This window comes from Pseudomonas phytophila (assembly GCF_025643095.1).
GTDB lineage: Bacteria > Pseudomonadota > Gammaproteobacteria > Pseudomonadales > Pseudomonadaceae > Aquipseudomonas > Aquipseudomonas quasicaspiana.
Map to the genome: position 1 here is coordinate 132,639 of NZ_CP081201.1, position 26,812 is coordinate 159,450.

Below are 26,812 nucleotides of genomic sequence, written 5' to 3' on the forward strand. Positions count from 1 at the left end.
ATGGAACGACAGCTGGACGCTTACTGCACACATTTGCGCAGTGAGCGCCAAGTGTCGCCACACACACTTGAAGCCTATCGCCGTGACCTCAACAAGGTGCTGGCGTACTGCGAGAAGCAACAGCTGAACAGTTGGGCTGCGCTGGATATTCAACATCTGCGCAGTCTGATCGCCCGCCAGCATCAGCAGGGCCAATCCTCGCGCAGCCTGTCCCGCCTGCTCTCCGCAGTACGTGGGCTTTATCACTACCTCAATCGCGAAGGCATCTGCGAGCACGACCCGGCCAATGGCCTGTCGCCCCCCAAAGGCGAACGACGCCTGCCGAAAACCCTCGATACCGACCGTGCCCTGCAACTGCTGGACGGCGGGGTCGAAGACGATTTCCTCGCCCATCGTGATCAGGCGATTCTGGAGTTGTTCTATTCGTCGGGCTTGCGCCTGTCCGAGCTGACCGGTTTGAACATGGAGCAACTGGACCTGAGCGAAGGCCTGGTGCAAGTGCTCGGCAAAGGCAGCAAGACCCGCGTTCTGCCGGTGGGCAGGAAGGCCCGTGAAGCGCTGCAGGCGTGGATCGCATTGCGAGCGCTGGCCAATCCTGAGGATGACGCCGTGTTCATCAGCCAGCAGGGTCGACGCCTTGGGCCGCGCGCCATTCAGAAGCGGGTCAAGGCCGTTGGTGAGCGCGAGTTAGGGCAAAACCTGCACCCGCACATGCTGCGTCACTCGTTTGCGAGCCATCTGCTTGAGTCGTCTCAGGATTTACGCGCGGTGCAGGAGTTGCTCGGTCACGCTGATATCAAGACCACGCAGATCTACACCCATCTGGATTTCCAGCATTTGGCGTCGGTCTACGACAGCGCCCATCCGCGGGCCAAACGCAAAGGTTCTGACCATGATTAAGCTGATCACCTTCGACCTCGATGACACGTTATGGCACACCGCACCGGCTATCGTCGGCGCCGAAGCCACCCTGCGTGACTGGCTGGCTGCCAACGCGCCAAAGCTTGGTCCGGTGCCTGTCGAGCATTTGGGGGAGATTCGTGCGCGGCTCGTGGAAGCTGATCCGACCTTCAAACACCGCATCAGCGCACTGCGGCGGCGCGTGCTGTTCCATGCGCTGGAAGACGCCGGTTATGCCTCGGCTGAAGCTCAAGCGCTGGCTGATCAGGCTTTCGAGGTGTTTTTGCATGGCCGCCATCAGGTCGAGATATTCCCTGAGGTCCATCCGACCCTGGAGATTCTGGCCGCGACCTACACGTTGGGTGTGATCACCAACGGCAATGCCGATGTGCGTCGTCTGGGGCTGGCCGATTATTTCGCCTTCGCCCTCTGTGCCGAAGACCTGGGCATCGGCAAGCCGGACCCTGCTCCCTTTGTGGAGGCACTCAAACGTGCCAATGTCGATGCTGGCGCTGCGGTGCACATCGGCGATCACCCCGGCGATGACATCGCAGGCGCCCAGCAGGCCGGTATGCGAGCGATCTGGTACAACCCGGCGGGTAAGCCTTGGGAAGCAGACAAGCAGCCTGACGCCGAGATCAGCAGCCTGACGCAGTTGCCAGGGGTGTTGAGTCGCTGGGTGTAGGTGATGTGCGGTTGCTGATGACTGTGGGAGCTGGGCTTGGTCTGGGCGGCATTCCGACGATAAGGCTAGACGCGATCTAAAGTGAACCCAGTCCAGCCTTATCGCGGGCAAGCCCAGCTCCCACAGGGGATCGCGTCTCTTCCATAAAATTTACCCAAAAAAAAGCCCGCAGCGACAGCGGGCTTTTTCTTATCCGGCAACAGGCTCCCTTAGATAGGGCGGCTACCGTATTTGTTATCAGGCTTCTTGGGCGGATCGGCGACCACGTTGGCCTCCACTTCCTGCACCTTGCCACCGCGGGCGAGGAACTCTTCCATGGCACGAGCCAGAGCATCACGCTCTTTGTTCTTGGCTTCGACACTAGGCAGTTCATCAACCGAGACAGCAGCCTTGGCCTTGCCTTTGGTCGGGGTTACCGTAGCTTCCGCACCGTCATCGGCATCAGCGCCATCTTCTTCGGGAGCAGCCGCAAGCTCCTCACCGTCCTCTTCACCTTCCAGATCATCAACCAGATCGTCGTTGTCATCGTCGCTCATGTTCTACCTCATGACTTGCGAAAGCAGATTAGTTATAGCCCAGCTGCGTACGTTTACGAATGCTGCCGGAAGAAATTCAACATCCGCTGCAAAACAGCGGTTATGCCCGTTCACCCTGAAGGGTGGCGAGGACGTTGCGAGCACCGCCAGCATCACGGTGCTCACCCAGATAAACACCTTGCCAGGTGCCTAGCGCCAATCGACCCGCCGAAACCGGCAATACCAGCTGGCAGCCTAGCAAACTGGCCTTGAAATGCGCCGGCAGATCGTCAGGGCCTTCGTCCTCATGTTCAAAGCCGTGGGTGCCTTGTGGCACCAGACGGTTGAAAAAGCGCTCGAAGTCACGACGCACAGCCGGGTCGGCGTTCTCGTTGATGGTCAACGAAGCCGAGGTATGCTGCAGCAACAAATGCAGCAACCCGACTCGACACTCTCGCAGCTCCGGCAAGCCTGCGAGAATTTCATCGGTTACCAGATGAAACCCGCGTGGCCTTGCCCGCAGGGTAATTCTGGTCTGTTGCCACATACAGTTCTCCGCATATTCGGCGCGCATTCTAACGCGCTGGCAGAAAAAGCAAAGCGCGCAATAATCCGTGTTTTCTGTAAGCCATCAGCGCTTGTTCGCCAACTTGACCAGTCTCTCCGCAAACTGTCAGGAATGCCCCTTGCAAAGCCATTCATGTACTGGGGTGAGAGGTTTGAACCAGGCAATCTATCGACAAACTCCAGACAAAAAAATGCCCGGTAAACCGGGCATTTTTTTACAGTGGCTTACAAGTTGTAGCCACGCTCGTTGTGTTGCGCAAGGTCGAGGCCGACAGCTTCTTCCTCTTCGGTGACACGCAGACCCATAACAGCGTCCAGCACCTTGAGGATGATGAAGGTCACGATCGCGGTGTAGATGATCGTGAAGCCGACGCCTTTGCACTGAATCCAGACTTGGGCTGCGATGTCAGTCACGGTGCCGAAGCCGCCCAGAGCAGGGGCTGCGAACACGCCAGTCAGGATTGCGCCGATGATGCCGCCGATGCCGTGAACGCCGAAAGCATCCAGGGAGTCGTCGTAGCCCAGCTTGCGCTTGAGGCTGGTGGCGCAGAAGAAGCAGATCACGCCTGCAGCCAGACCGATGATCAGGGCGCCCATTGGGCCAACAGTACCGGCAGCCGGAGTGATGGCAACCAGGCCAGCAACCACGCCCGAAGCGATACCCAGTGCGCTTGGCTTACCGTGGGTCAGCCACTCGGCGAACATCCAGCCCAGAGCAGCAGCGGCGGTCGCGATCTGGGTAACCAGCATCGCCATGCCTGCAGTGCCGTTGGCGGCCGCAGCGGAACCGGCGTTGAAGCCGAACCAGCCTACCCAGAGCATTGCCGCGCCGATCAGGGTGTAACCCAGGTTGTGCGGAGCCATTGGAGTGGTAGGGAAGCCTTTACGCTTGCCCAGTACCAGGCACGCAACCAGACCCGCCACACCCGCGTTGATGTGAACCACGGTGCCGCCTGCGAAATCCAGGACTCCCCAGTCCCACATCAGGCCGCCGACGCCGCCCCAGACCATGTGCGCGATTGGCGCGTAGACCAGAGTGAACCAGATAGCCATGAAGATCAGCATCGCGGAGAACTTCATGCGTTCTGCGAAAGCACCGACGATCAGGGCTGGAGTGATGATGGCGAAGGTCATCTGGAAGGTGACGAACACCGCTTCAGGGAACAGTGCAGCAGCGCCGGTGATGCTGGACGGCGTGATGCCTGCCAGGAACGCTTTGCCCATACCGCCGAAGAAGGAGTTGAAGTTGACGACGCCTGCTTCCATACCGGTAGTGTCGAACGCAATGCTGTAGCCGTAAACGACCCACAGGATGCTGATGAGGCCGGTGATGGCGAAACACTGCATCATCACAGAAAGAATGTTTTTCGAGCGGACCATGCCGCCGTAGAACAGCGCAAGACCAGGGATGGTCATGAACAGCACTAAGGCTGTCGAGGTCAGCATCCAGGCGGTGTCACCTGAGTTGAGTACTGGGGCTGCCACTTCGTCTGCCGCCATGGCCAAGCCAGGGGTTACGAGGGACAACAGGGCTCCTAGCCCTGCGAATTGACGCAGAGTCATATTGTTTTCTCCTGGGGCGTTGGGTTGGCGGCTTAGATTGCGTCGGTATCGGTTTCGCCGGTACGGATGCGAATTGCCTGTTCCAGATTCACAACAAAGATCTTGCCGTCACCAATCTTGCCGGTGTTGGCTGCTTTGGTTATCGCCTCGATAACGCGATCCAGATCCTTATCGTCAATGGCAACATCGATCTTCACCTTGGGAAGGAAGTCGACTACATATTCCGCACCGCGATACAGCTCGGTGTGGCCTTTCTGACGTCCGAAGCCTTTGACTTCAGTAACGGTGATGCCCTGCACGCCGATTTCGGACAGCGACTCGCGCACGTCGTCCAGTTTGAACGGCTTGATGATGGCAGTGACTAGCTTCATGAAACTTTCTCCCGAATTGGTGGACTTGCCCCAGGAAAACAAACCCGACTCAAGTCTAAGCGCAGTGCCTGGCTTTGTAACGCATCGGTCGCCTGAAGGAGGTCCGACCAACCCCAGAAAACCGCTTTTGACGAAACATTCCCCGCTCCGCCTGCCGCACTGTAATCGTCAACGCGACTGCATCAGTGCATGGGTCATCAGCGACTAAGCAGAAAGCTTGCCATCTCCTGATTTTTCATTGAATACAGGCCCTTGATCCCTGTTTAAGGCACCGGAGCCGCCCGGCGAAGTGCGTCGGCGCACAACTAAAGTGCGTCCGTGCACGCGCTGGTGCGCCATTATCGTGCGTCCGCCTTCGCTGGAAATGACTATAGACGCTCCGTGCTACACTGCCGCTTATCTGAAACCGGAGGTAGACATGCTCGCGCCCAAAGCTTTTCTCGATGCCCTGAGCGGCCACGCCTCGCGCTTGTTCAATGGCGAAACACCGATCCCGCGTAATGAATTTGAAACCCAGTTCAAAGCCTTGCTGCAAAGCGGCTTCAGCAAACTGGATCTGGTCAGTCGGGAAGAATTCGACAGCCAGATGGCCGTCCTCGCCCGCACCCGTGCCCGCCTCGAAGCGCTGGAGGCAAAGGTTGCGGAGATGGAAGCGAAGCTGAACCCGCCTGTGGGTGAGTAAATAGCGCCGAGTGTGTGGGCTGTGCCCTTATACCTGATTTGGAATGATGTTCTTGTGGGAGCGAGGCTTGCCCGCGATAAGGCTGGACGCGGTTCACTTTAGATCGCGTCCAGCCTTATCGCGGGCAAGCCTCGCTCCCACAGGGATTTGCATTTGCTGTACGACAGCTTGTTGTCAGGATAGAAGGGAAATTTCCTGCAGACACAAATTGGTGCATACCTTGTGAGCAGGAACTCACCCCGCAACCAACAACCGCTCCAGCCGTTTCGTATACGGCGAAAGATCACCAATGGTGCGTGCGACCCATTCAGGGTCGTAATAGGTGTCCAGATAGCGCTCGCCGCTGTCGCACATCAGGGTCACCACTGAACCCTTCAAGCCCTGCTCCTGCATGTCCAGCGCTACCTTCAGCGCGCCCCAGACGTTGGTCCCCGTCGAACCGCCCGGTTTCTTGCCGATCAGCTTTTCCAGCCAGCCAAGGGTGGCAATGCTGGCTGCATCGGGGATTTGCAGCATGTCGTCGATGACCCCCGGCAAGAACGACGCTTCTACTCTGGGTCGCCCGATGCCCTCGATACGGCTGCCCTTGAGGCTGATCAGGCTTGTATCGCCGCTGCGGTAGCTGTCGTAGAACACCGAATTCTCCGGGTCGACGACGATCAGTCTGGTGGCATGGCCCTTGTAGCGTATGAACCGGCCAATGGTCGACGACGTACCGCCCGTTCCTGCGCTCATCACAATTGCGGTCGGGACGGGATGTTCTTCGCCACTCAACTGATCAAAGATGCTGTCAGCAATGTTGTTATTACCTCGCCAGTCCGTAGCCCGTTCCGCGTAAGTGAACTGATCCATGTAATGACCGTTGTCGAGGCGAGCCAACCGCTCTGCTTCGGGGTACATGTCGCAGGATTGCTCCACGAAATGGCAGCGCCCGCCGAGCATCTCGACCTGCTGGATTTTCCTGCTGGCGGTATGGCGCGGCATGACCGCTTTGAAAGGCAGCCCCAGCAGTTTTGCGAAGTAAGCTTCTGAAACCGCCGTGCTCCCGGAAGAGGCCTCCACCACATGCGTGCCCTGGTGAATCTTGCCGCTGCAGATTGCATGGAGAAACAACGAGCGTGCCAAGCGATGTTTAAGGCTGCCGCTGGGGTGAGTGCTTTCGTCCTTGATGTAAATATCGATGTCGCCAAGTGCCGGAACATCGAGCTTGAGCATGTGCGTATCGGCCGAGCGGCGCTGATCGCAGTCAAGGGTTTTGATCGCGTTACGAATCCAGTTATTCATCACTCTGCGCTCCGGCAAAAACACATCTATTCTTGAGGGCAAAGGTTACCGATTGCTGGAAAAAAGAATTTCTTTTTGTTCTACTCGATCAGCTATTTGATAGAAAAATTTTCTACGAAAGGACTGATTTGAAAAATGGACAGTCTTGATCGTCACATCCTCAGCATTTTGCAGCGTGATGCCACTATTGTGCTGAAAGACCTGGCTGATGCCGTCAACCTCTCAACTACGCCGTGCTGGAAGCGAGTCAAAAAGCTCGAAGAAGCCGGGTACATCAAATCCCGAGTCGCGCTTCTCGACCCGGAAAAACTCGGGCTGGGATTGTCGGTTTTCGTTCAGATCAAAACCCGGCACCATGACACCCAGTGGCTTGAGCAATTCGCCCAAACCGTCATGCAGTACGAAGAGGTCATGGAGTTCTACCGGATGGCGGGCGAATGGGACTACATGCTGCGTCTGGTGGTCACCGATATGGCCGCCTATGACCGCTTCTACAAAAAACTGATCAGCAGCACCGAAGGGCTTTCGACGATTACCTCCAGCTTCGCCATGGAGCAGTTGAAGTACACCACGGCGCTCCCTCTGCCCCGCAGTCAGGCCTGTTCCCCGAGGGGGAACAGGCTGATTTAACGGTCGGCTAGAAGTTGTAGCTGACCGTGGCGCTGACGTTACGCTCCTCGCCCAGATAGCAGTAGCTCAGGCTTGCACAGGACGCAACGTAGGATTCGTTGGTCAGGTTGTTCGCGTTAACCCGCACGTCGACGCCTTTGAGCCCGACTTTGCTCAGGTCGTAACCGACTGACGCATCGAACAGTGTGTAAGACGGCACCTTCAGGGTGTTTTCAGAATCCGCCCAGCTGTAGCCGACGTAGCGAACCCCTGCACCCAGCCGCAAACCATCCAGCGCACCGCTATTGAAGGCATAGTCGCCCCAGAGAGACGCCATGTGTTTAGGCGCTTGGGTCGGCGAGTTGCCTTTGTTCTCTATGACATTGGTCGGCGTGCTCAACGTGCTGATCATCGATTTGGAGTATTCGATGTCAGTCAGGGTGTAGCCGCCCAGCACTTTGAAGTTATCGGTTAACTGCACGTGCGCTTCCAGCTCCAGGCCCTGGGAGCGAACCGCGCCAATGGGGCGATAGAAATTCTCTTGCGGCAGTTTGGACGCCAGGTTCTCTTGATCAATCCGGAATACCGAGGCAGTGAACAGGTTGTCCGTGCCGGGTGGTTGGTACTTGATGCCTGCTTCCCACTGAGTGCCGTCTGTTGGCGCGAGAGGGTTGCCGTCGCTGTCGGCGTAAGAGTTCGGGTTAAACGACTCGGAATAGCTCAGGTACGGCGCAATGCCGTTATCGAACAGATACAGCACGCCTGCCCGTCCGGTGAGTTTGGTACGTCGATCGCTGATTTCGGTGCCCTCAGGCCGCCCGGCTTCTGCGAGTCGGTTTTCATCCGAGGTTTCTACCCAGTCCTGACGCAGGCCCAGAGAGAAGCGCCATTTATCCAGCTCGATCAAATCCTGTGCATACACGCCGGTTTGCTCCAGACGGCGCACGTAGCTGGTTGGGCTGAAATAACTGATCGCTGAATTGCCGTAGACGGGATCGAAGCCATTAAGCGAGGCGACTGAGCCGCTGGTCCAGTCCACCACGGTCTTGCGTCGCTGGTAGTCAACACCGAGCAGCGCAGTGTGTTTGGCCGAGCCAGTGAAGAACTCCGCCTGCAGCATGTTATCGACGATGAACGCGTGCAGCCGCTCGTCACCGCCGGAGTAATAACGCGTCAGTTCGTTGCTGGTGGGCGTCGTCCAGTCGTAGGCGTAGATCTGATCGTTCTTCACCTTCGAGTCCAGATAACGGAAGTTCTGTCTGGCGGTAAATACGTCGTTGAAGCGGTGCTCGAACTGATAACCGAAAGACTGTTGATCGCGGCTGAAGCCATCGACGCCAGGCTCGCCATCGAAGAAGTGCTCGGAGATACGTTGCCCGTTGCGCTTACGCAGCGTGCCGCTGGCCGGTACGCCACCGTGATAGCCGCCTTCCGGATCGTGTTGGAGATAGGCTTGCAGGGTCAGCGATGTGTCTTCGCTGAAGTCGATGCTGACAGTCGGTGCCAGCGCATAGCGCTTCTCTTCAACGTGATCGAACTGCGTGTCTGACTTATCCACAAGCCCGGTCAAGCGATAGGCAACGCGCTTGTCGTCATCCACAGGCCCGCTGAAATCGAACCCCATGCCGCGCTGACCTTGCGTGCCGACGGTAGCCTGAACCTGATGATACGGCTCAAACAACGGTTTTTTGCTGGTCAATGCCACCAGACCACCCGGCGAACTGCGTCCGTAAAGCACCGACGACGGACCTTTCAGAATGTCGACCCGCTCCAGAAAGTACGGATCAACCTGCATCGTGCTGTAGGTGCCGCTATCGCCCATGGACTTGAGACCGTCCAGGTAAATGTTATCCACAGAGCCGTCGTTGAAACCGCGCAGAGCCACATAGTCATAGCGGTGAGTTGCACCGTAGGGATTGGTCAGCACGCCCGGCGTATACCGCATGGCCTGCGCGACGGTTTGTGAACCCTGGTCATCCATTTGCTGGCGCGTCACCACCGAGACTGACTGCGACGTTTCCAGCACCGACGTGCTGGTCTTGGTGGCGATCTGGCTGTGAGTCGCGTTGTAGCCTTCCATGCTGCCCAAGGCGTTACCCAGTGCGAACCCGCGAATGTCGGTGCTGGGCAAGGCCATTGCCTCGCCCGTCGTTTCGCGCAGCACATAACTACTGCCGTCCTGGGTAACGGCTTGCAGGCTGTTGCTGCCGAGCAGGATGGTCAGAGCCTGATCCGGGGCATAGCTGCCTTGCAGGCCCGGCGATTGCTTGCCGGCCGTTTGCGCCGGGGTGGCGGCCAATGTGATACCCGCTTGCCGGGCGAACTGGTTCAAGGCTTCGCCCAACGGACCGGCCGCGATGGAATAGCTGCGCACAGCACCTATCGCCGCTGGATCGTCCTGGGCTTGCACCGCTACAGGCAGCGCGGCGGCGCCCAACGCCACGCACATCAATGTCGCGCGCACCGCTGTGGCGAGGTGTGTTGCGCGCGCGTCAACGGCGACGTTTTGCAGGCTTGATTGCGATTTACCTAGAGGCCGGGTCATGGACGATTCCGTAAAGTCTGTTAAGAGAACAAAGGGGCTGATCTCTAAGCCGGACTTGTAGGCAAAACCCGCCAAAAAATTTCAGACGTCATGCCTCGCGCTGCAACGTCACCCACCAGCGCGTGCGATACCTGAGCTGGACAGGCAACGTCTGGGTAACAACCGTGAGCAATTTGTCGGTGTCTTCGAGCCGAAACACGCCCGAAAGACGCAGGTCGGCAACATCGTCAGCGCAGCCCAGATGACCGTGGCGATAAGCTCCGACCTCGGTGAGGAAGTCTCGGAGGCGCATGTTGCGGGTCACGATCAGGCCTTCGCTCCAGGCACCAGCATCCATGTTCAACGCAGGCAGTTGAACCGCTTCGCGAGACGACACCAGATAATGCTGCCCGGCGCTCACCGTGACGGGAGACGCGGCGGGCGAGCGGATAATCGACTGGCCTTCAAGCACGCTGAGACGCGTCTGGTCCTGATACTGCCTGACGACGAAGCGTCCATTGATACCTTCGAACAACCCATGGCGGCTCTGCACCAGCAGTGGTCTGTGGGTTGGGCTTTGGACATCTGCACCGCACCCCACGAGAATTTCACCACGATTCAAGGTAATCAGACGGCGTTCGGCGTTGAAGTTCTGATCCACCGCGCTGTCGGTATTCAATTGCAGGCTTGAACCGTCGCTTAGCTGAAAACGCCCACGCTGCCCGACGCTGGTCGCGAAATCTGCGCTCCATTGTTGCCAGGGCATAACCTCTCGCGACAGCCAGGCACTTGAACCCACAACGACCAGACCGGACAGTAATTTCAGGGTTTGTCTGCGGCTCAAACGTTGGGCGCTGTTTTCCAGTGCTTCCAGGGCTGCACCCGGTGCAGGAATATTCTGAAAGCGGCTGTTGAGCTCGTTGTTCAAGGCCTGGATACGCTGCCAGGCGCACTCATGGTCGGCATGTGCAACACGCCACTGCTCACATTGCTCGCGCAATTGTGGGTTGTGCCCTTGGCTGTTGAGGCGCATCGACCACTGAATCGCCTGTTTCACGACCTGTGGCGAAGGCTCTTGCGAACGCGCATGAGCAGAGGCGCCGCTCACGCTGGATACCGCAACAGATAACAGTGATAAAGCGCGTCGGCGACATAGCGTTCTACCGAGCGCACCGACACGCTCATTCGTTCGGCGATCTGCTTGTAGGGCATGCCTTCACACTGAGCCAGCAGAAAGGCCTGACGGACTTTGGGTTTCAAGCCATCCAGCATCTTCGCAATGCTCTCCAGCAACTCGAAAACCAGCTCACGGGACTCGGGCGAAGGCGACTCGTTGCAGGGTAAATGCGCGATGGCTTCAAGATAGGCGCGCTCCAGCTCCTCGCGTCGCCAGTGATCAATAACGATCCCTTTGGCAACAGTGCGCAGAAACGCACGGGGGGCTTTCAGCTCAAGCAGTTCGTGGCGATTGAGCAGCCGGACAAACGTATCCTGCGCCAGATCCGCCGCATCGGCTGCATTGCCCAGCTTGCTGCGCAGCCAGGTGTTGAGCCAGCCGTGATGATCGATGTAGAGCGAACGCAGTGTGGCGTGATGAGAGGGCATCGTGGCGCGCCATCCCAGCGCGGCGTAAATGATAATGAGTCGCATTGTGTTAAAGCGCTGCACAATTTGCAACTGCTTAAGGGATGGGACGCCAGCTGCGTGTGGCTTATGCCCTCAGGTATTGCAGGACGGTTTCGATGCTGGCCAGTGGCGGCGCGGACATTAACTGCCCCGTCGGGCACCACGGATAACTGACCTGCTGCAACCAATCCATCACCGGCTCCACCTCTGCAGCCGGGCAGACCAGCATCTGCTCGATGGTGATTTTCAAATGCGTCGCCAATCCTGAATCAAACTGCCAGTCATATTGCCCGCAACCAAAGCGCAGATCCCGGGTGGCCTTATCCGACATTCCCACCAGCCACGTGCAGTGATGCTCGGTCGCCTCCTCGGCCGGCGGCTCACCGATACAGAATGTGTAGACGTTTTCATAGGTCTGCCCGAAACGCCGCACCAGCACCTCCGCGATACCGTCCCGGCCTTCAACGGTGGGCGGGAATGAAATGGCTCCGGTGTGGACAACCATCTCCAGCGTGGCGTCGCTGACGAATGCCTGGCGTAGCAAGTGCGGGCGATTGCCGTCTTTGGCGAGGATGTAGTGTTCGATGGCTTGGGCTGGGGTTGGCATTGAGGGCTCTTTTTGTTTGGAAAACGACTTGGACGATCAGCTTATCGTATGACCTGATTCACAGGGCCGATCAAACCAGATCCCCCTTTGAAATGCGTTTTTGTAGGAGCTGCCGAAGGCTGCGATGCATTTATTCTGACATACCGCTATCGCAGCCTTCGGCAGCCTTCATAAAACCAAAATAATTTACTGAATCTAAATGCTTTTCTGTAGGAGTGAGCTTGCTCGCGATGGCGTCAGCCCATGCGATAAATTTGTCGACCAGGAAATCGAATCGCGAGCAAGCTCACTCCTACAGGTCATTTATGAACCACGTGGCGGCGCAGTGTCAGGCATAAAAGAGGTTTATCGCGGGCATGCATTAACACCCTGTATCCATTCATTCCTTCAAAGCTCGCCCCAATGTCGCAGGATGCGAGGGTCGCTTTTTCAAGGAAGAATCATGTCTCTGGCCATTGTTCATAGTCGCGCCCAAGTGGGCGTTGAGGCGCCTGCGGTTACGGTCGAAGCGCACCTTGCGAACGGTCTGCCTGCGCTGACGCTGGTGGGTTTGCCGGAAGGTGCGGTGCGGGAAAGCAAGGATCGGGTGCGCAGTGCGATTCTCAATTCCGGGCTGAAATTTCCGGATCGGCGTATCACGCTCAACCTCGCGCCCGCTGATCTGCCCAAGGACGGCGGCCGATTTGATCTGGCGATCGCTTTGGGTTTGCTGGCTGCCAGTGGTCAGGTGCCATTGGTGGCGTTGCAGGATGTGGAATGCCTCGGCGAACTGGCGTTGTCGGGTGCAATTCGGCCGATTCAGGGTGTGTTGCCTGCAGCGTTGGCAGCACGCGCGGCGCAACGCACGCTGATCATCCCGGCGGTAAATGCTGAAGAGGCGTGTCTGGCATCGGGTTTACGGGTGATTGCGGTCAATCATTTGCTGGAGCTGGTGGCGCATTTCAACGGACAGACGCCTATCACGCCGTACCAGTCCAGCGGGCTCATACATCAGGCCATGCCTTATCCGGACCTCAGCGAAGTGCAGGGCCAGACGGCCGCCAAACGGGCGCTGATCATTGCCGCTGCTGGCGCGCACAACTTACTTTTTAGCGGCCCACCCGGCACCGGCAAAACCCTGCTCGCCAGCCGCTTGCCGGGTTTGCTGCCACCGCTGGATGAGTATGAGGCGCTGGAAGTGGCGGCGATTCAGTCGGTCGCCAGCCAGATCCCGCTGACCAGTTGGCCGCAGCGTCCGTTTCGTCAGCCGCATCACTCGGCATCCGGCCCCGCATTGGTCGGCGGGGGCAGTCGACCACAGCCCGGTGAGATCACCCTCGCCCATCACGGCGTTCTGTTTCTTGATGAGTTGCCGGAGTTTGATCGCCGGGTGCTTGAGGTGCTTCGCGAGCCTCTGGAGTCAGGCCACATCGTGATCTCTCGAGCGCGGGATCGGGTGCGGTTTCCGGCGCGCTTTCAATTGGTCGCTGCCATGAATCCGTGCCCCTGTGGATATCTTGGCGAGCCGACCGGAAGGTGCCGGTGTTCGACGGAGCAGATTCAGCGCTACCGCAACAAACTGTCCGGACCGTTGCTGGACCGTATTGATCTGCACCTGACTGTCGCCCGAGAAACCACCGCTCTCAACCCGACTGTACAAGGCGGTGAAACTACCGCCAGCGCTGCGGCAATCGTTGCCAAGGCGCGGGATCGCCAGAACCAGCGTCAAGGTTGCGCGAATGCGTTTCTGGATATGCCCGGTCTGCGCAAGCATTGCGTGTTAACCAGTGAAGACGAGGCCTGGCTGGAAACGGCATGTGAGCGATTGACCTTGTCGCTGCGTTCGGCGCATCGGCTGTTGAAGGTGGCAAGGACGTTGGCCGATCTGGAGCAGGTGGACGAGATTAATCGCAGCCATGTGGCGGAGGCGTTGCAGTACCGGCCGGCGAGTGGTTGAAATTGCTGGTTCTGCGGGATTGCGCCTATCAAAAAATATTCAATCATCTGATTTGGAATACTTTTTTGCCTGTAGGAGCGCGCTTGCCCGCGAATCGGTCTATCAGTTGATAAATATATCGGCCGTGCTGACGCTATCGTCCGGATGCGCCCAGACCAAGCGCGCTCCTACAGGATCCTGTTTGCTGCACGATAGCGTGGCGCCATGGACGCCGCTCGGCAGGTCCACGATAACTAAATAACCAGCTCAACCTGTGCGCCGCTGAATATAGTTTGCAATGCGTCTTTTAATGCGGAGAACTGCGTTGACGAGTCGTTACTCCCTTGCGGTATTTCTGCCACAAAACTTGAACTACCAAAAAAATCAATAAACTCAGGTTTGACTGTCACTTCGAGACTATCAGAATGCAAACTAACCTTTGCGATTGCATCAGGCATCTCATATTCTGCTTCATGTGTTTGAAAGCCGATACCATCATTGACAGTCGCGTTATCTTCATCGTCCAGGCGGGTAATAATAATGAAGTTCGCCGGATTTTCTGGGTCATCACCCAAGGCAACTATTAATACTCCGTCTTCCTCGTAGCACTTGATGGTCGACGCAACAAACTTTTTCATTATATCCTTCCTTCGTCGCATGACCGAGGGCATCGCTTCAGCTCAAGGTTCAGGCCTTGTGAGGCGGCCAGGCTCGGAATATATATCAGAACTATCGGACCGGACAAGGCAATGAAGGACTCAGAAAAAGCGGTGCGAAAGATAGAGATAGCCACTCAGGCGATTGCTGACGAAATCATACGCAATAAAAATAACGCTTTGTTATTCACAACAAATGAGCAGTTGGAACAATTTAAAGCGGTGCTAGACGTGACGTTAATTAAAATAATTTTCGGCAGTGTTCCTGAAAAAAGTGATCGCAATCTTGGTTTGGCGAAAATCATTGTAGATAAATGGCCCTATGAGTTTAGCTTGGGGATTAAAATTGTTGAGGCGGAACAGGCTTATAAAGATTTATAGCTGCTTTTGGCTTGTCATCCTTCGCAGTCATATGGCCGATGCGTTACAGCATCGGCCGGGGAGTAGTTGAAAGGTTTGTATCTACAGGCCGGCGCCATCTGTGTGTGATGTGATCAAGGACTTGCGCAAAACCTGTGGGAGCTGGGCTTGCCCGCAATAAGTGCGACTCCGTTTATCTGGCAGACCGCGGTGCCCTTATCGCGGGCAAGCCCGGCTCCCACATGACAGCGACCAGCCATAGTGCTGTGTGCGCTCCTCAAGTTTTCCACAGGCTGGTTTCCTACAGTCGGAGCGGAGTTATCCACAGATCGCCAGCGTCCTGTGCCGACAGTCGTGTGCGCCTCAACGGATTAACCTCTCTCCCGGCTGAATATTCAGCTACTGGATTTGGCGATCTGGTTGGGAACCAATACATTGACTATTAAGTGTGGGCAGATCTTGCCCAAGCTTTATGGCTGTTGTGTGCGGGAGATCTTAGGGTCTGCCGGAATGGTTCTCCCCCGGTTCGCCAACCTGCACACAGCCGCCACCTATTCGTTTGGCGATGTCTAGGCGGTGGAGTCATTTATTCTAGAGAACTTCTACCTGATGGATAAACACACTCAGCCACCCCACATCCCCATGCTCTTCATCCGCCAGAAAAAACATATGCACGCCATTTGCCTCGAAGGCCAGGTCTGGCTCTGCGCGCGCGACCTTGGCTATCTGATGGGGATTTTTCTGGATGAGCACCGCGCTCGCAAACTGGCACCCGATCAACGCAAAACCGTTTTGCTGGAGCGCTATGGTGTGACAAAGGACACGTTGATGATCAGCGAGTCCGGGGCCTACATGTTATTGCTCTATCAGCACGGCGCTCAAAACGGGCCGTTGCGCGAATGGCTTGAGCATCATGTGGTGCAGGCCTTGCGCGACAGGCATGAAGTCCCGACAGCGCAACGCCCGGTGCTGGGATTGATGCATTGGCCAGAGATGACCCTGAGTCTGCTGAACTGGCAGAACGAATCGTGGATTCGCGTGCGGGACATGCCAGAGATCTTGCTGGAGCGTTCACGGCAGAACGCCGGAAAGACTGCTTCGTGGTGGCGACGGTTGTTGGCGTAAGCCATACAGTTGGCGCCGCGCACTGTATCTTGCGACACATCTGCCTCCTGCTTAAAGTGTCGCGCACTTAAGTGAGGAAACATCCAGATGGAATTCAACAACGGCTTCCTGCTCAGCCTCTCGCTGTGCCTGGAAATTGGCCTGGCCAATATGGCGATGATCAATATCGCCATGCAGCGCGGTTTCGCTCAGGGTGTCTGGCTGGGGCTTGGCACCTGTGTTGGCGATTTGATTTACGCCGTGCTGGCGATGATGGGCATGGCAGTGTTGTTGCAATTCGAGGCGGTGCGCTGGGTGCTGTGGATTGGTGGCTCGCTGGTGCTCTGTTTCCTGAGCGTGAAAATGCTGCTCAGTGCTTTCAAGACTGACGGGACGATGCAGCAGAGCGGTGAGCAGTGGGGCAAGACCAATCTGGCGTTGTTCTCCAAGGGCGTCATGCTGGCGATGTCTTCGCCCAGCGCCATCCTGTGGTTTGCTGCTGTAGGCGGCGCGATCATTGCACGTCAGGGGCATGACGTGGCGAGCGCGGGTCTGTTCCTGTCAGGCTTTTTTGCGGCGGGTCTGCTGTGGACGATTTCACTGTGCGCGGTGGCCTGGCAAGGCGGTCGGCTCATCGGCGAGAAGCTGATGAAGTACACCTACATTGCGTCGGCGCTGATCTTCGCTTACTTCGCTGTGTATGTGGTGGTGAGTGGGTATGTGGAGTTTGTCGGGGCTCCGGTTGGTCTGTAGGGGCCAACATGCACTCCCTTGCATTGAAATGCAGCTACCCCGGTGTTGATGGCACCGCGCTGTCGCGCAGCAAACATAGGGCCTGTAGGAGCTGCCGAAGGCTGCGATCGCGGTGTATCAGGACAAATGCTTCGCAGCCTTCGGCAGCTCCTACAGAAAATGCATTTCAATCCAGTGGTTTGCATGGTGCTCGTGCGCTCCTACAGTTCTATGTTTGCAGCGCGAAAGCATGGTGTCAGCAAAACCGACCTTCAACAAAAAACGCCCCGAAGGGCGTTTTTGTTTATCACTTAACCCTCAACGAAACCGGTCAACCTCGGTACGCAAATCAGCGGCCAGGGTGTTCAGTTCTTCTGCGGTTATAGCCAGGTGCGAGACAACTTCACGTTGTTCGCTGTTGGCCAGCGCGATGCTTTGCAGGTTGCTGCTCAACAAGGTGGCGGTGCTGCTTTGTTCCTGGGTGGCAGTAGTGATCGCGGCGAATTGCTGACCGGCCGAGCGGCTTTGCTCGTCGATCTGCTCCAGCGCGGCAGCCACTTTGGCGTTACGTGCCAGGCCTTCCTGCATCTGGGCATTGCCCTGTTGCATGGTGGAGATGGCGTTGCCGGTCTCTTGCTGGATGCTGGTGATCATCCCGGAGATTTCGTTGGTCGCATCCCGCGTACGGGTTGCCAGGCTACGCACTTCGTCAGCCACCACGGCGAAACCACGACCTTGTTCGCCAGCCCGTGCTGCTTCGATGGCCGCGTTGAGGGCCAGCAGGTTGGTCTGGTCGGCAATCGAGGTAATTACACCGACGATGCTGCCGATTTCCTGAGAGCGTTGCCCCAGGGTATTAATGACCGATGCAGTGCTATTGATAGAGGCAGCAATCTGCTCCAGGGACGACGAGGCTTCCTGCATCGAGGCGCGACCGATACGGGTCTGCTGAGCGTTTTCCTGAGCCAGACGTTCGGTGTTGCCCATGTTGTCGGCGATGTTCAGCGACGTGGCACTGAATTCTTCAACCGCGCCCGCCATGCTGACGATTTCACCCGATTGCTGTTCCATGCCGCGATAAGCACCGCCGGACAGACCGGACAGCTCATGGGCGCGGCTGCTGACTTGTTGAGCGGCCGTGCGGATGTGAGAAACCATGGTCGACAGGGCTTCGCCCATCTTGTTGAAGCTGGTTGCCAGTTGGCCAATTTCGTCATGGCTGCTGATGTTCAGGCGCACGCTCAAATCACCGGCACCCAGTGCTTCGGCCTGACGCACCAGCTCAGACAGCGGACGCAGTTTGCTGCGCAGCAGCCAGATGGCGGAGCCCACGGCAATCAACATCGCCAACAGGCTGCCGATGGCCAGTTGCGTACCGACGTTCCAGGTCACGGCGCTGATTTCGTCTTTGGGCATGTTCGCCAGAACGGTCCACGGCCCACCGCTGAAGGGTTGGGCAACGCTATAGAAATCCTCGCTGGTATCGCTCCAGTACTGCCCTTTACCCGGCTGCTTGCCTAAATCAGCGACCGCTTTGCCCGCCTGCTCAAGTGCCTGCACGCCTGCTGGCGGCACCAGCCAGCGGTTCTGATCATCAAGCAGGGCCAGAGAGCCGGTTTTGCCGATGCGGAAGTTTTTCAGGTTTTCGAACTGGGTTTTCTCTGCGTCGGTGTAATCGAAGCCGACGAACAACACCGCAATGACTTTGCCGGAGCTGTCTTTCACGGGGGTGTATTGCGTCATGTAGGAGCGCTCGAACAGCACGGCTTTACCGACGTAGCCCTGACCTGACATCAAGCGGTCGTATGCAGGGTGCTTGCGGTCGAGCATTGTGCCGATGGCTCTGCTGCCATCCTGCTTGGTCAGCGAGGTGCTGATGCGGATGAACTCGTCGCCGCTGCGCACGAAGACCGTGGCCACGCCTTCAGTCAGTTGACGGAACTCGTCAACTTCCTTGAAGTTGTTGTTCAGCGCGTGGTCTCCCAGGATCAGGCTGGGTGTCTGTGTCCCGGCGACTGTGATCGGTTGGTCCGCCTGAACGGTAAGGCCACTGGCGAAACGCTTTTCAAACAACCCGCTCAGACGCTGGGTGCTGACCCGCAGTGTGCTGTGAAACGTGTTGAGCTGGTCGGCCAGCAAGCGGGCCTCACTCGACATGTGCTCTTCACGAATGACGAGGTTGGCGGAGTCCAGCGAGCGCAGCGCGAAGACAGTACTGCCGGAGATGACAACTGCCAGAATAACGGCCAGAGCAATACCGAGTTGCGAAGCAATTCGTGCACGGGGCTTGGACATGACGGCTCCTGGCCGAACGGAGGGTCTTGAGTGACCTCTAATAGCCGTTCAGCTGAATGTAATTAAGTGAAGGTAGCCTTGGTTGTACAGAATTTGTACAAAGGGGCGTCGATTCTAACATCGGCCCGGGACTTCAATACTTGAGTATCGTTCCCGGAATTAGCCGACTAGTTTACGGCATGTGTCGCAATGCCACTATCCCTTGAGGATTTGCACCTCAGGTAATTCCATGGCGTTGACCTCGCTTTGCAGGAAATCCCCCAACCGGCGCAGGCGTTCGCTGCCGGGGCGGGTTCTGGGCCAGACCAGGTAATAATCTTCGCCGCTATAAACAGCGGTACGCCACGGCAGACTCAAACGGTTCTGGGCAACATCTTCGGCGACCATGAGCAGGTCCCCCATGGAGACGCCATAGCCGCGGGCGGCGGCAATCATGCCGAGTTCCAGCGTGTCGAACACCTGTCCGCCTTTGAGTGACACGTGTTCTGACAAGCCCGTGCGCTCAAGCCAACTGCGCCAGTCTCTGCGGTCCGGCGTCGGGTGCAGCAATTCTGCGCTGGCCAAGCGTTGGATATCCCAAGGCTGATCGTCGACCAGATTCGGCGCTCCGACCGGAATCAGCAATTCCGGGAACAAGCGTATTGCCTCCCACTCAGCGGGGAGATGGCCACGACTGAGCAGCACGGCGCAGTCGAAAGGCTCGTGACTGAAGTCCACCACATCTATTTCCATCCATGCGCTGGTCAACTGGACTTCATTACCTGCCTGCAGGTGGCGAAAGCGACTGAGCCGCGCCAATAACCAGCGCATGGTCAAGGTGGGCGGCGCCTTCATGCGCAAGATTCCTTCATCAACGGAGAGCGTGTTGCAGGCGCGTTCCAGTGAAGAGAAGCCATCGCGCACGCCGGGCAACAAGGTCCGCGCGGCTTCGGTCAGCTGGATGTTACGACCGATGCGCTGAAACAGTCGGCAGGCAAAGTGTTCTTCAAGGGTACGAATGTGCCGACTGACTGCACTTTGGGTGATCGACAGTTCTTCGGCTGCCCGCGTGAATGAGCTGTGCCTCGCCGCCGCTTCAAATGCGCGCAATGCATAAAGAGGAGGAAGACTGCGAGGCATTCAGAACGCTCCTACCGTGGGGGACGGCGATTCTAGCTAAAAAACTAACAGATGAGTTTTACTCATGCTAACGATCTTTATTATCCCTTTGTGCTCGTCCCCTTAAGTACCGAGAATGGGCGGCTCATAACTGCCCCCTGAAATCGAGCGTCGCGCCATGCAACAACCTGCCATCAAAGAACTCTGGATCATCCTGCGCCTTGCCGGGCCGCTGATCGCTTCACAGATGGCGCACATGGTCATGGTTTTCACCGACACGGTGATGATGGGCCACATTGGCCCGGAAGCCTTGGCGGGCGGCGGTTTGGGCGCGGCCACTTACAACTTTATTTCGTTCTTCTGTGTCGGGGTCATGGCCGCTGTCGGTACGCTGGTCGCCATCCGTCATGGTGCAGGAGACAGCAAAGGCGCCGCGCAACTGGTTCAGGCCGGTGTCTGGCTGGCGTGGGGCATGGCATTGATCGCCATGTTGATCCTGTGGAACCTCGAACCGATCCTTCTGCATTTCGGCCAGACCGAATCCAACGTGCATATGGCCGGTCAATTTTTGATCACCTTGCCGCTGGCGTTACCCGGCTTGCTGACGTTCATGGCCTTGCGCGGTTTTACCAGTGCGTTGGGGCGTGCAGGCCCGGTCATGGCAATCAGCGTGGGTGGCGCGATTGCCAATTTCGTCCTCAACTACGCCCTTATCCATCAGATGTTCGGGCTGCCCAATCTGGGCCTGATGGGTATTGGCCTGGTTACTGCGGTGGTCACCAATGGTATGGCGTTGATTCTCGCCCTGCATATCCGTCGCCATCCGGCCTACGCGGCCTACCCGATCCGCGAAGGTTTCTGGCAGCTGTCGCGCAGTCATCTCAAAGAGCTGTGGAAGCTGGGCTTGCCCATTGGCGGGACCTACGCGGTTGAGGTTGGTCTGTTTACTTTTGCGGCGTTTTGCATGGGTGCGATGGGCAGTGCGCAAATGGCGGCGCACCAGATCGCCCTGCAGTCGGTGTCGATGGCGTTCATGATTCCGGTGGGGATTTCCTACGCAGTGACCATGCGCATTGGTCTGCACTATGGCGCGGGCAATCTGCTGCTGGCTCGCACTGCCGGGCGTGCGGGGATTATCTTTGGCTCATTGGTCATGCTGATGTTCGGCATGCTGTTCTGGCTGGCGCCGCATCTGGTGATCGGGCTCTTCCTTGATATCAAGGATCCGAAATTCGCCGAGATTGTCGAGCTGACGGTCAAGCTGCTGGCGATTGCCGCCTGGTTTGAAATTCTGGACGGCGCGCAAACCATCGCCATGGGCGCGATCCGTGGCTTCAAGGATGCGCGCACCACCTTCCTTATCGGGCTGGCCAGTTACTGGCTAGTGGCGGCCCCGGCGGCGTGGATATTTGGTTTCTACACCAACCACGGTGCCGAGGGCGTCTGGTGGGGGCTGGCGTTGGGGCTGCTGTGCTCAGCGATTGCGCTGACCTTTGCCTTCGAGAGGAAGACTTCGAAGTTGCTGCGCCGGGAAGCTGCGGCGGTGCCGGTGATGGGGTGAGGATGTTTGATGTTGTCTGCTACCGCTGTAATGGACCAAACAGACAACACTTAAAACTCTAAACTCACACGGAACCTGTGGGACCGAATTCATTCGGGAAGGCGGTATTTCAGGCGATACACAAGGTGCGGATGTACCGGCCCCTTCGCGAATGAATTCGCTCCCACCGGGAACAGACATAGTATCTGCCACAGAAGAAGCGTCCGCAGGCAGATCAAAGGATTTCGTGAGAGCGCCTGGTCCAAATCACGGGCGCTACATCAAACCTGTGGGACCGAATTCATTCGGGAAGGCGGTATTTCAGGCGATACACAAGGTGCGGATGTACCGGCCCCTTCGCGAATGAATTCGCTCCCACCGGGAACAGACATAGCATCTGCCACAGAAGACGCGTCCGCAGGCAGATCAAAGGCTTTCGTGAGAGCGCCTGGTCCAAATCACGGGCGCTACATCAAACCTGTGGGGCCGAATTCATTCGGGAAGGCGGTATTTCAGGCGATACACAAGGTACGGATGTACCGGCCCCTTCGCGAATGAATTCGCTCCCACCGGGATTGCGCTTGCAGTCCAATCCGGTGACAGGTAGCCCGGAAATCAAACCCGGCTCAACGCCTCTGGCGCTTGCTTGTCCCGCTTCAGGTACTTGATCAACTCCGGCAGCGGCAGCGGTTTGCTGATCAGGTAGCCCTGAACCTGATCACAGCCGAAACCGCGTAACAGCGCCAGCTGCTGAGCGGTTTCGACACCTTCGGCCACCACCTCAAGGCTCAGGTTGTGAGCCAGGTTGATCATGGCGTGGACCAGTTTGCGATTCTCTTCGCGCTGTTCCATTTCGCCGACGAAGCTTTTATCGATCTTCAGTAGCGCGATGGGCAGGTTGTTGAGGTGCACGAACGACGAAAACCCTGTGCCGAAATCATCCAGCGAGAACCGGACTCCCAAGCGTCCAAGCGCATCCATGGTTTGTTTGACCAGATCGCTGCGGCGCATAACGGCGGTTTCAGTCAGTTCGAATTCCAGCCACTGCGCATCAATGCCCCGCTCGGCAATCAATCGGCCTAATGTCGTCAGCAGCTGGTTGTCCTGAAACTGGCGGAATGACAGGTTAATCGCCATGTGCAGTTGCGGCAGGCCATTTTCCAGCAACCCCTGCATATCGCGCAGAGCCCGGGATATCACCCAGTAGCCCAATGGCACGATCAGCCCGCTTTGTTCCGCCAGCGGCACGAACTCGCTGGGTGGCAGCAAGCCTCGCTCCAGGTGTCGCCAGCGGACCAGCGCTTCGAGGCCGACGATGCGGCCGCTGGTCAGGCAGAGCCGCGGTTGGTAGTGCAACTCCAGCTCATCGCGTCGCAACGCGCGGCGCAACTCGCCTTCCAGATCGGCGAGGCTACGGGCGTTGCGATTGAGCCGGTCGTTGAAGATATGAAAGGTGCAGCCCTGAATGCCTTTGGCTTGCTGCATCGCGATATGTGCATGCCACATCAGCGGATCAGCGCCTGCTTCTGCGCGGGAATGAGCGATCCCCAGGCTGCAGCCGATGAGCAGACTTTCGCCGTCAACCCAGTAAGGCTCGGACAAGGCTTCGGTGATGCGTTCGGCCATCCACTCGGCACGCTCGGGCGCGCGGCGGGTATCGATCAGCAGTGCAAATTCGTCGCTGCCCAATCGGGCAATCTGGTCGCCGACTTCCATCTGTCCTTTGAGTCGCGCCACCACCTGCAAAATCAGGCGGTCCCCGGCTTGATGGCCCAGTGCATCGTTGGCGCGGCGGAAGTTATCCAGGTCCAGATGGCCCAGCGCAAGGCCGCGCCCGTCGTTGTCCAGCAGGCGCGCTGCCAGCAGGGTCTGGAAACCCTGGCGGTTGGCAATGCCGGTCAGTGTGTCTTGCTCGGCCAGACGCTGCAGGGTGTTTTCCAGCAATGCACGCTCGCCCACGTGGCGCAGGCAGTTGCGCAGTGCTGCGGGCGTCATTTCGCTGCGAATCAACCAGTCACTGGCGCCAAGCGGCGCGATCAGTGGCTCTTCTTCAAGCAGCATGACCACCGGAAGATTGCAGCGGCCGGGCGGAGGCTGAAGCTCTGGAGTGGTCAGTAATACCGTATGGTGGTCATCAACCAGTGCGGCGTTAATATCGTTCCAGTGCGAAAAGAACAACGGATTTGCCTGATTCTGCTCTTGCGTGAGGCAACTGCGAAGCAATACCAGCCATTCCGGCTCGTGGGCCAGCACTAACAACCGCAAGGGTTGGACAGGCGTAGGCAAGCTAGCTCCCTAGACTCGAAAAGAGACAAACAGAAGGCCCGGAATAAGGGGCAAAACAGAGCGTTAGTTCAGCATTCGGATAAGCAAATGTAACAAAACCAAAAAAATTAGATAGCAGCGGGCGATATAAGACCTCACTCATTGGCAGACGGTCGCTGCACAATCGCCATAGCCTGCTAAAATGCCCGCCCATTTCGTTAGTGACTCTTTTTTTCATGTCCCGACTCAATCCTCGGCAACAAGAAGCCGTGAACTACGTCGGCGGCCCTCTTTTGGTGCTCGCCGGTGCAGGCTCCGGCAAGACCAGCGTGATCACTCGCAAGATCGCCCATCTGATCCAGAATTGCGGGATCCGCGCCCAGTACATCGTCGCCATGACCTTTACCAACAAGGCCGCCCGGGAGATGAAGGAGCGGGTGGGTACCCTGCTGCGCGCTGGCGAAGGTCGCGGCTTGACCGTATCGACGTTTCACAACCTGGGGCTGAACGTCATCCGCAAGGAACACGCACGGCTGGGGTACAAGCCGGGCTTCTCGATCTTCGACGAGACCGACGTTAAAGCCCTGATGACCGACATCATGCAGAAGGAATACTCGGGCGACGACGGCGTCGACGAGATCAAGAACATGATCGGCTCCTGGAAAAACGACCTGATCCTGCCTGCGCAAGCGCTGGAAGAAGCCCGCAACCCCAAGGAACAGACCGCTGCCATCGTTTACACCCACTATCAGCGCACGCTCAAGGCGTACAACGCAGTGGACTTCGACGACCTGATTCTGTTGCCGGTAAAGCTGTTTCAGGAACATGCCGACATTCTGGAGAAGTGGCAGAACAAGGTCCGCTACCTGTTGGTGGACGAATATCAGGACACCAACGCCAGCCAGTATCTGCTGGTGAAGCTGCTGATCGGCATGCGCAATCAGTTCACCGTGGTAGGCGACGACGACCAGTCGATCTATGCCTGGCGCGGGGCGCGTCCGGAAAACCTGATGTTGCTCAAGGAAGACTACCCGTCGCTGAAGGTGGTCATGCTGGAGCAGAACTACCGCTCGACCAGCCGTATCTTGCGCTGCGCCAACGTGCTCATTTCCAACAACCCTCACGAGTTCGAAAAACAGCTGTGGAGTGAGATGGGGCACGGCGATGAAATTCGTGTGATTCGTTGCCGCAACGAAGACGCCGAAGCCGAGCGCGTGGCTGTTGAAATCCTCAGCCTGCACTTGCGCACTGATCGGCCTTACAGCGATTTTGCGATCCTCTATCGCGGTAACTATCAGGCCAAGCTGATCGAGCTGAAGTTGCAGCATCACCAGGTGCCGTATCGCCTGTCCGGCGGTAACAGCTTCTTCGGACGTCAGGAAGTGAAAGACCTGATGGCCTACTTCCGCTTACTGGTTAACCCTGATGACGACAACGCCTTCCTGCGGGTGATCAACGTGCCGCGTCGGGAAATCGGCTCCACTACCCTGGAAAAGCTCGGCAATTACGCCACCGAGCGAAAAATCTCGATGTACGCCGCCACCGACGAAATTGGCCTGGGCGAGCATCTGGACAGCCGTTACACCGACCGCTTGCAGCGCTTCAAGCGCTGGATGGACGGCGTACGTCAGCAGTGCGCGCAGAACGATCCGATTGCCGCGCTGCGCAGCATGGTCATGGACATCGATTACGAGAACTGGCTGCGTCAGAACAGCTCCAGCGACAAGGCTGCCGACTACCGCATGGGCAACGTCTGGTTCTTGATCGAGGCGTTGAAAAACACCCTCGAGAAAGACGAAGAAGGTGAAATGACCATCGAAGAAGCCATCGGCAAGCTGGTCTTGCGTGACATGCTCGAGCGTCAGCAGGAAGAAGAGGACGGCGCGGAAGGCGTGCAGATGATGACCCTGCACGCTTCCAAAGGCCTGGAGTTTCCGTACGTGTTCATCATGGGCATGGAAGAGGAAATTCTCCCTCACCGCTCCAGTATCGAAGCCGATACCATCGAGGAAGAGCGCCGTCTGGCTTACGTGGGCATCACCCGTGCGCGTCAGACCCTGGCGTTTACCTTTGCTGCCAAGCGCAAGCAGTACGGTGAGATCATCGACTGCTCGCCAAGCCGCTTCCTTGATGAACTGCCGCCCGACGACCTGGCCTGGGAAGGCAATGACGACACCCCGACCGAAGTGAAGGCAGTGCGCGGCAATACCGCATTGGCGGACATCCGCGCGATGTTGAAAAAGTAATTTTTACTATTGATTGCGCAGATTCGCGCACCCGAGGAAGCAACGTGGAAGCATTGCATCAGAAGATTCGCGCAGAAGGCATCGTACTTTCCGATCAGGTATTGAAAGTCGACGCTTTTCTCAATCATCAGATCGACCCGGTGCTGATGCAGCAGATTGGCGACGAGTTTGCGGCGCTGTTCGCGGATTCGGGCGTGACCAAGATCGTTACCATTGAGGCCTCAGGTATTGCGCCTGCGGTGATGACCGGTTTGAAACTGGGTGTGCCGGTGATTTTCGCCCGCAAGCATCAGTCGCTGACCCTGACCGAAAACCTGCTGCTGGCCACGGTGTATTCGTTCACCAAACAGACCGAAAGCACAGTTGCGATCTCGCCTCGTCATCTCAACAGCAGCGATAACGTGCTGATCATTGATGACTTTCTGGCTAACGGAAAAGCGTCTCAGGCGCTGATTTCCATCATCAAGCAAGCAGGCGCAACGGTCGCCGGGCTGGGCATCGTGATCGAAAAGTCCTTCCAGGGCGGCCGCGCCGAGCTGGACGCGCAGGGTTATCGTGTCGAGTCCCTGGCGCGGGTTAAATCCCTGGCGGATGGGGTTGTAACGTTTGTTAATGAGTAGCACCGTATTTCTGTAGGAGCGCGCTTGCCCGCGATGGCGTCCTGCCAG

General features: G+C 57.5%; 24 protein-coding genes and 1 pseudogene. 11 read left to right on the forward strand and 14 right to left on the reverse strand.

Annotated elements, in window-relative coordinates; genetic code table 11:
- Positions 1-900, forward strand: a complete 900-nt coding sequence (xerC, locus tag K3169_RS00635; protein WP_027902915.1) for a tyrosine recombinase XerC — start codon at positions 1-3, stop codon at positions 898-900.
- Complete coding sequence (locus K3169_RS00640; protein ID WP_122396655.1) at positions 893-1,585, forward strand: HAD family hydrolase; 693 nt, start codon at positions 893-895, stop codon at positions 1,583-1,585. Before xerC ends, K3169_RS00640 begins: the two co-directional genes overlap by 8 nt.
- A gap of 209 nt (positions 1,586-1,794) precedes the next feature.
- Here the strand turns inward: K3169_RS00640 and sutA are convergent, their stop codons facing one another.
- The 4 genes from sutA to glnK all read right to left on the reverse strand — a co-directional run bounded on the left by sutA (position 1,795) and on the right by glnK (position 4,601).
- Positions 1,795-2,121 carry a transcriptional regulator SutA gene (gene sutA, locus K3169_RS00645; RefSeq protein ID WP_027899839.1) on the reverse strand — a complete coding sequence of 109 codons (327 nt, stop codon included), beginning with the start codon at positions 2,119-2,121 and terminating at the stop codon, positions 1,795-1,797.
- A gap of 100 nt (positions 2,122-2,221) precedes the next feature.
- The gene (locus K3169_RS00650; protein WP_263269506.1) at positions 2,222-2,647 is read right to left on the reverse strand and encodes a secondary thiamine-phosphate synthase enzyme YjbQ; all 426 of its coding nucleotides are present in this window, start codon (positions 2,645-2,647) and stop codon (positions 2,222-2,224) included.
- Between the two features lie 245 nt (positions 2,648-2,892).
- Entirely contained in the window at positions 2,893-4,230 is a 1,338-nt protein-coding gene (locus K3169_RS00655; protein ID WP_027899841.1) for an ammonium transporter, read from the reverse strand.
- A gap of 32 nt (positions 4,231-4,262) precedes the next feature.
- Positions 4,263-4,601, reverse strand: coding sequence for a P-II family nitrogen regulator (gene glnK, locus K3169_RS00660; RefSeq protein WP_002555808.1), 339 nt, complete (start codon positions 4,599-4,601; stop codon positions 4,263-4,265).
- A 418-nt stretch (positions 4,602-5,019) separates the two neighbouring features.
- Between glnK and K3169_RS00665 the strand changes: the two genes are divergently transcribed.
- Positions 5,020-5,283 (forward strand): accessory factor UbiK family protein, encoded by a 264-nt coding sequence (locus K3169_RS00665; protein ID WP_027899842.1) that lies wholly within the window; start codon positions 5,020-5,022, stop codon positions 5,281-5,283.
- Between the two features lie 234 nt (positions 5,284-5,517).
- On the opposite strand, the gene K3169_RS00670 is transcribed toward K3169_RS00665, so the two are convergent.
- Positions 5,518-6,567 carry a PLP-dependent cysteine synthase family protein gene (locus K3169_RS00670; protein WP_263269507.1) on the reverse strand — a complete coding sequence of 350 codons (1,050 nt, stop codon included), beginning with the start codon at positions 6,565-6,567 and terminating at the stop codon, positions 5,518-5,520.
- A 135-nt stretch (positions 6,568-6,702) separates the two neighbouring features.
- On the opposite strand from K3169_RS00670, the gene K3169_RS00675 reads away from it, so the two are divergent.
- On the forward strand, positions 6,703-7,197 hold the full coding sequence (locus tag K3169_RS00675; RefSeq protein ID WP_122396652.1) for an Lrp/AsnC family transcriptional regulator: 495 nt from the start codon (positions 6,703-6,705) through the stop codon (positions 7,195-7,197).
- A 7-nt stretch (positions 7,198-7,204) separates the two neighbouring features.
- On the opposite strand, the gene K3169_RS00680 is transcribed toward K3169_RS00675, so the two are convergent.
- The 4 genes from K3169_RS00680 to K3169_RS00695 form a co-directional block, all read right to left on the reverse strand.
- The gene (locus K3169_RS00680; protein WP_263272376.1) at positions 7,205-9,625 is read right to left on the reverse strand and encodes a TonB-dependent siderophore receptor; all 2,421 of its coding nucleotides are present in this window, start codon (positions 9,623-9,625) and stop codon (positions 7,205-7,207) included.
- Positions 9,626-9,809: 184 nt separating this feature from the next.
- Positions 9,810-10,808 carry a FecR domain-containing protein gene (locus K3169_RS00685; RefSeq protein WP_263269508.1) on the reverse strand — a complete coding sequence of 333 codons (999 nt, stop codon included), beginning with the start codon at positions 10,806-10,808 and terminating at the stop codon, positions 9,810-9,812.
- Positions 10,805-11,305, reverse strand: coding sequence for a sigma-70 family RNA polymerase sigma factor (locus tag K3169_RS00690; RefSeq protein WP_095093285.1), 501 nt, complete (start codon positions 11,303-11,305; stop codon positions 10,805-10,807). The genes K3169_RS00685 and K3169_RS00690 overlap by 4 nt, the downstream gene beginning before the upstream one ends.
- Positions 11,306-11,411: 106 nt before the next feature.
- Positions 11,412-11,933, reverse strand: coding sequence for a nuclear transport factor 2 family protein (locus K3169_RS00695; RefSeq protein WP_263269510.1), 522 nt, complete (start codon positions 11,931-11,933; stop codon positions 11,412-11,414).
- 442 nt (positions 11,934-12,375) lie between these two features.
- Here K3169_RS00695 and K3169_RS00700 point away from each other — a divergent pair, with 442 nt between their 5' ends.
- Positions 12,376-13,869: a YifB family Mg chelatase-like AAA ATPase gene (locus tag K3169_RS00700; RefSeq protein ID WP_122396647.1), complete on the forward strand. Its 1,494-nt coding sequence runs from the start codon at positions 12,376-12,378 to the stop codon at positions 13,867-13,869.
- Positions 13,870-14,102: 233 nt separating this feature from the next.
- Here K3169_RS00700 and K3169_RS00705 read toward each other — a convergent pair whose 3' ends face one another.
- On the reverse strand, positions 14,103-14,486 hold the full coding sequence (locus K3169_RS00705) for a hypothetical protein (RefSeq protein ID WP_263269513.1): 384 nt from the start codon (positions 14,484-14,486) through the stop codon (positions 14,103-14,105).
- 111 nt (positions 14,487-14,597) lie between these two features.
- Here K3169_RS00705 and K3169_RS00710 point away from each other — a divergent pair, with 111 nt between their 5' ends.
- The 3 genes from K3169_RS00710 (at position 14,598) to K3169_RS00720 (ending at position 16,721) form a co-directional block, all read left to right on the forward strand.
- Entirely contained in the window at positions 14,598-14,885 is a 288-nt protein-coding gene (locus tag K3169_RS00710) for a hypothetical protein (RefSeq protein ID WP_263269515.1), read from the forward strand.
- 588 nt (positions 14,886-15,473) lie between these two features.
- Entirely contained in the window at positions 15,474-15,989 is a 516-nt protein-coding gene (locus K3169_RS00715) for a phage antirepressor protein (RefSeq protein WP_255878661.1), read from the forward strand.
- An 87-nt stretch (positions 15,990-16,076) separates the two neighbouring features.
- The gene (locus K3169_RS00720; protein ID WP_099270282.1) at positions 16,077-16,721 is read left to right on the forward strand and encodes a LysE family translocator; all 645 of its coding nucleotides are present in this window, start codon (positions 16,077-16,079) and stop codon (positions 16,719-16,721) included.
- A 297-nt stretch (positions 16,722-17,018) separates the two neighbouring features.
- Here the strand turns inward: K3169_RS00720 and K3169_RS29655 are convergent, their stop codons facing one another.
- The 3 genes and pseudogenes from K3169_RS29655 to K3169_RS00730 form a co-directional block, all read right to left on the reverse strand.
- Entirely contained in the window at positions 17,019-17,879 is an 861-nt protein-coding gene (locus tag K3169_RS29655; RefSeq protein WP_373562244.1) for a methyl-accepting chemotaxis protein, read from the reverse strand.
- Positions 17,874-18,995: pseudogene (locus K3169_RS29660) on the reverse strand (Cache 3/Cache 2 fusion domain-containing protein); the annotation flags it as partial. The pseudogene K3169_RS29660 and the gene K3169_RS29655, both read right to left, overlap by 6 nt.
- Before the next feature lie 195 nt (positions 18,996-19,190).
- Positions 19,191-20,114 carry a LysR substrate-binding domain-containing protein gene (locus K3169_RS00730; RefSeq protein WP_099270284.1) on the reverse strand — a complete coding sequence of 308 codons (924 nt, stop codon included), beginning with the start codon at positions 20,112-20,114 and terminating at the stop codon, positions 19,191-19,193.
- 157 nt (positions 20,115-20,271) lie between these two features.
- Here K3169_RS00730 and K3169_RS00735 point away from each other — a divergent pair, with 157 nt between their 5' ends.
- The gene (locus K3169_RS00735) at positions 20,272-21,654 is read left to right on the forward strand and encodes a NorM family multidrug efflux MATE transporter (protein ID WP_099270285.1); all 1,383 of its coding nucleotides are present in this window, start codon (positions 20,272-20,274) and stop codon (positions 21,652-21,654) included.
- 594 nt (positions 21,655-22,248) lie between these two features.
- Here K3169_RS00735 and K3169_RS00740 read toward each other — a convergent pair.
- On the reverse strand, positions 22,249-23,919 hold the full coding sequence (locus tag K3169_RS00740; protein ID WP_099270286.1) for a putative bifunctional diguanylate cyclase/phosphodiesterase: 1,671 nt from the start codon (positions 23,917-23,919) through the stop codon (positions 22,249-22,251).
- Between the two features lie 215 nt (positions 23,920-24,134).
- On the opposite strand from K3169_RS00740, the gene rep reads away from it, so the two are divergent.
- Positions 24,135-26,144 (forward strand): DNA helicase Rep, encoded by a 2,010-nt coding sequence (rep, locus tag K3169_RS00745; protein WP_099270287.1) that lies wholly within the window; start codon positions 24,135-24,137, stop codon positions 26,142-26,144.
- A gap of 44 nt (positions 26,145-26,188) precedes the next feature.
- Positions 26,189-26,764 carry a xanthine phosphoribosyltransferase gene (locus K3169_RS00750; protein ID WP_122806907.1) on the forward strand — a complete coding sequence of 192 codons (576 nt, stop codon included), beginning with the start codon at positions 26,189-26,191 and terminating at the stop codon, positions 26,762-26,764.
- Positions 26,765-26,812: the final 48 nt, after the last annotated feature.

Coding starts and splice junctions, on each gene's coding strand:
- K3169_RS00710 (WP_263269515.1), top strand. CDS start 14,598: ATGAAGGACTCAGAAAAAGCGGTGCGAAAGATAGAGATAGCCACTCAG.
- K3169_RS00735 (WP_099270285.1), top strand. CDS start 20,272: ATGCAACAACCTGCCATCAAAGAACTCTGGATCATCCTGCGCCTTGCC.
- xerC (WP_027902915.1), top strand. CDS start 1: ATGGAACGACAGCTGGACGCTTACTGCACACATTTGCGCAGTGAGCGC.
- K3169_RS29655 (WP_373562244.1), bottom strand. CDS start 17,879: ATGGGCGAAGCCCTGTCGACCATGGTTTCTCACATCCGCACGGCCGCT.
- K3169_RS00705 (WP_263269513.1), bottom strand. CDS start 14,486: ATGAAAAAGTTTGTTGCGTCGACCATCAAGTGCTACGAGGAAGACGGA.
- K3169_RS00720 (WP_099270282.1), top strand. CDS start 16,077: ATGGAATTCAACAACGGCTTCCTGCTCAGCCTCTCGCTGTGCCTGGAA.
- K3169_RS00640 (WP_122396655.1), top strand. CDS start 893: ATGATTAAGCTGATCACCTTCGACCTCGATGACACGTTATGGCACACC.
- K3169_RS00650 (WP_263269506.1), bottom strand. CDS start 2,647: ATGTGGCAACAGACCAGAATTACCCTGCGGGCAAGGCCACGCGGGTTT.
- K3169_RS00670 (WP_263269507.1), bottom strand. CDS start 6,567: ATGAATAACTGGATTCGTAACGCGATCAAAACCCTTGACTGCGATCAG.
- K3169_RS00695 (WP_263269510.1), bottom strand. CDS start 11,933: ATGCCAACCCCAGCCCAAGCCATCGAACACTACATCCTCGCCAAAGAC.
- glnK (WP_002555808.1), bottom strand. CDS start 4,601: ATGAAGCTAGTCACTGCCATCATCAAGCCGTTCAAACTGGACGACGTG.
- K3169_RS00665 (WP_027899842.1), top strand. CDS start 5,020: ATGCTCGCGCCCAAAGCTTTTCTCGATGCCCTGAGCGGCCACGCCTCG.
- sutA (WP_027899839.1), bottom strand. CDS start 2,121: ATGAGCGACGATGACAACGACGATCTGGTTGATGATCTGGAAGGTGAA.
- K3169_RS00690 (WP_095093285.1), bottom strand. CDS start 11,305: ATGCCCTCTCATCACGCCACACTGCGTTCGCTCTACATCGATCATCAC.
- K3169_RS00730 (WP_099270284.1), bottom strand. CDS start 20,114: ATGCCTCGCAGTCTTCCTCCTCTTTATGCATTGCGCGCATTTGAAGCG.
- K3169_RS00715 (WP_255878661.1), top strand. CDS start 15,474: ATGGATAAACACACTCAGCCACCCCACATCCCCATGCTCTTCATCCGC.
- K3169_RS00675 (WP_122396652.1), top strand. CDS start 6,703: ATGGACAGTCTTGATCGTCACATCCTCAGCATTTTGCAGCGTGATGCC.
- K3169_RS00655 (WP_027899841.1), bottom strand. CDS start 4,230: ATGACTCTGCGTCAATTCGCAGGGCTAGGAGCCCTGTTGTCCCTCGTA.
- K3169_RS00680 (WP_263272376.1), bottom strand. CDS start 9,625: ATGTGCGTGGCGTTGGGCGCCGCCGCGCTGCCTGTAGCGGTGCAAGCC.
- K3169_RS00700 (WP_122396647.1), top strand. CDS start 12,376: ATGTCTCTGGCCATTGTTCATAGTCGCGCCCAAGTGGGCGTTGAGGCG.
- rep (WP_099270287.1), top strand. CDS start 24,135: ATGTCCCGACTCAATCCTCGGCAACAAGAAGCCGTGAACTACGTCGGC.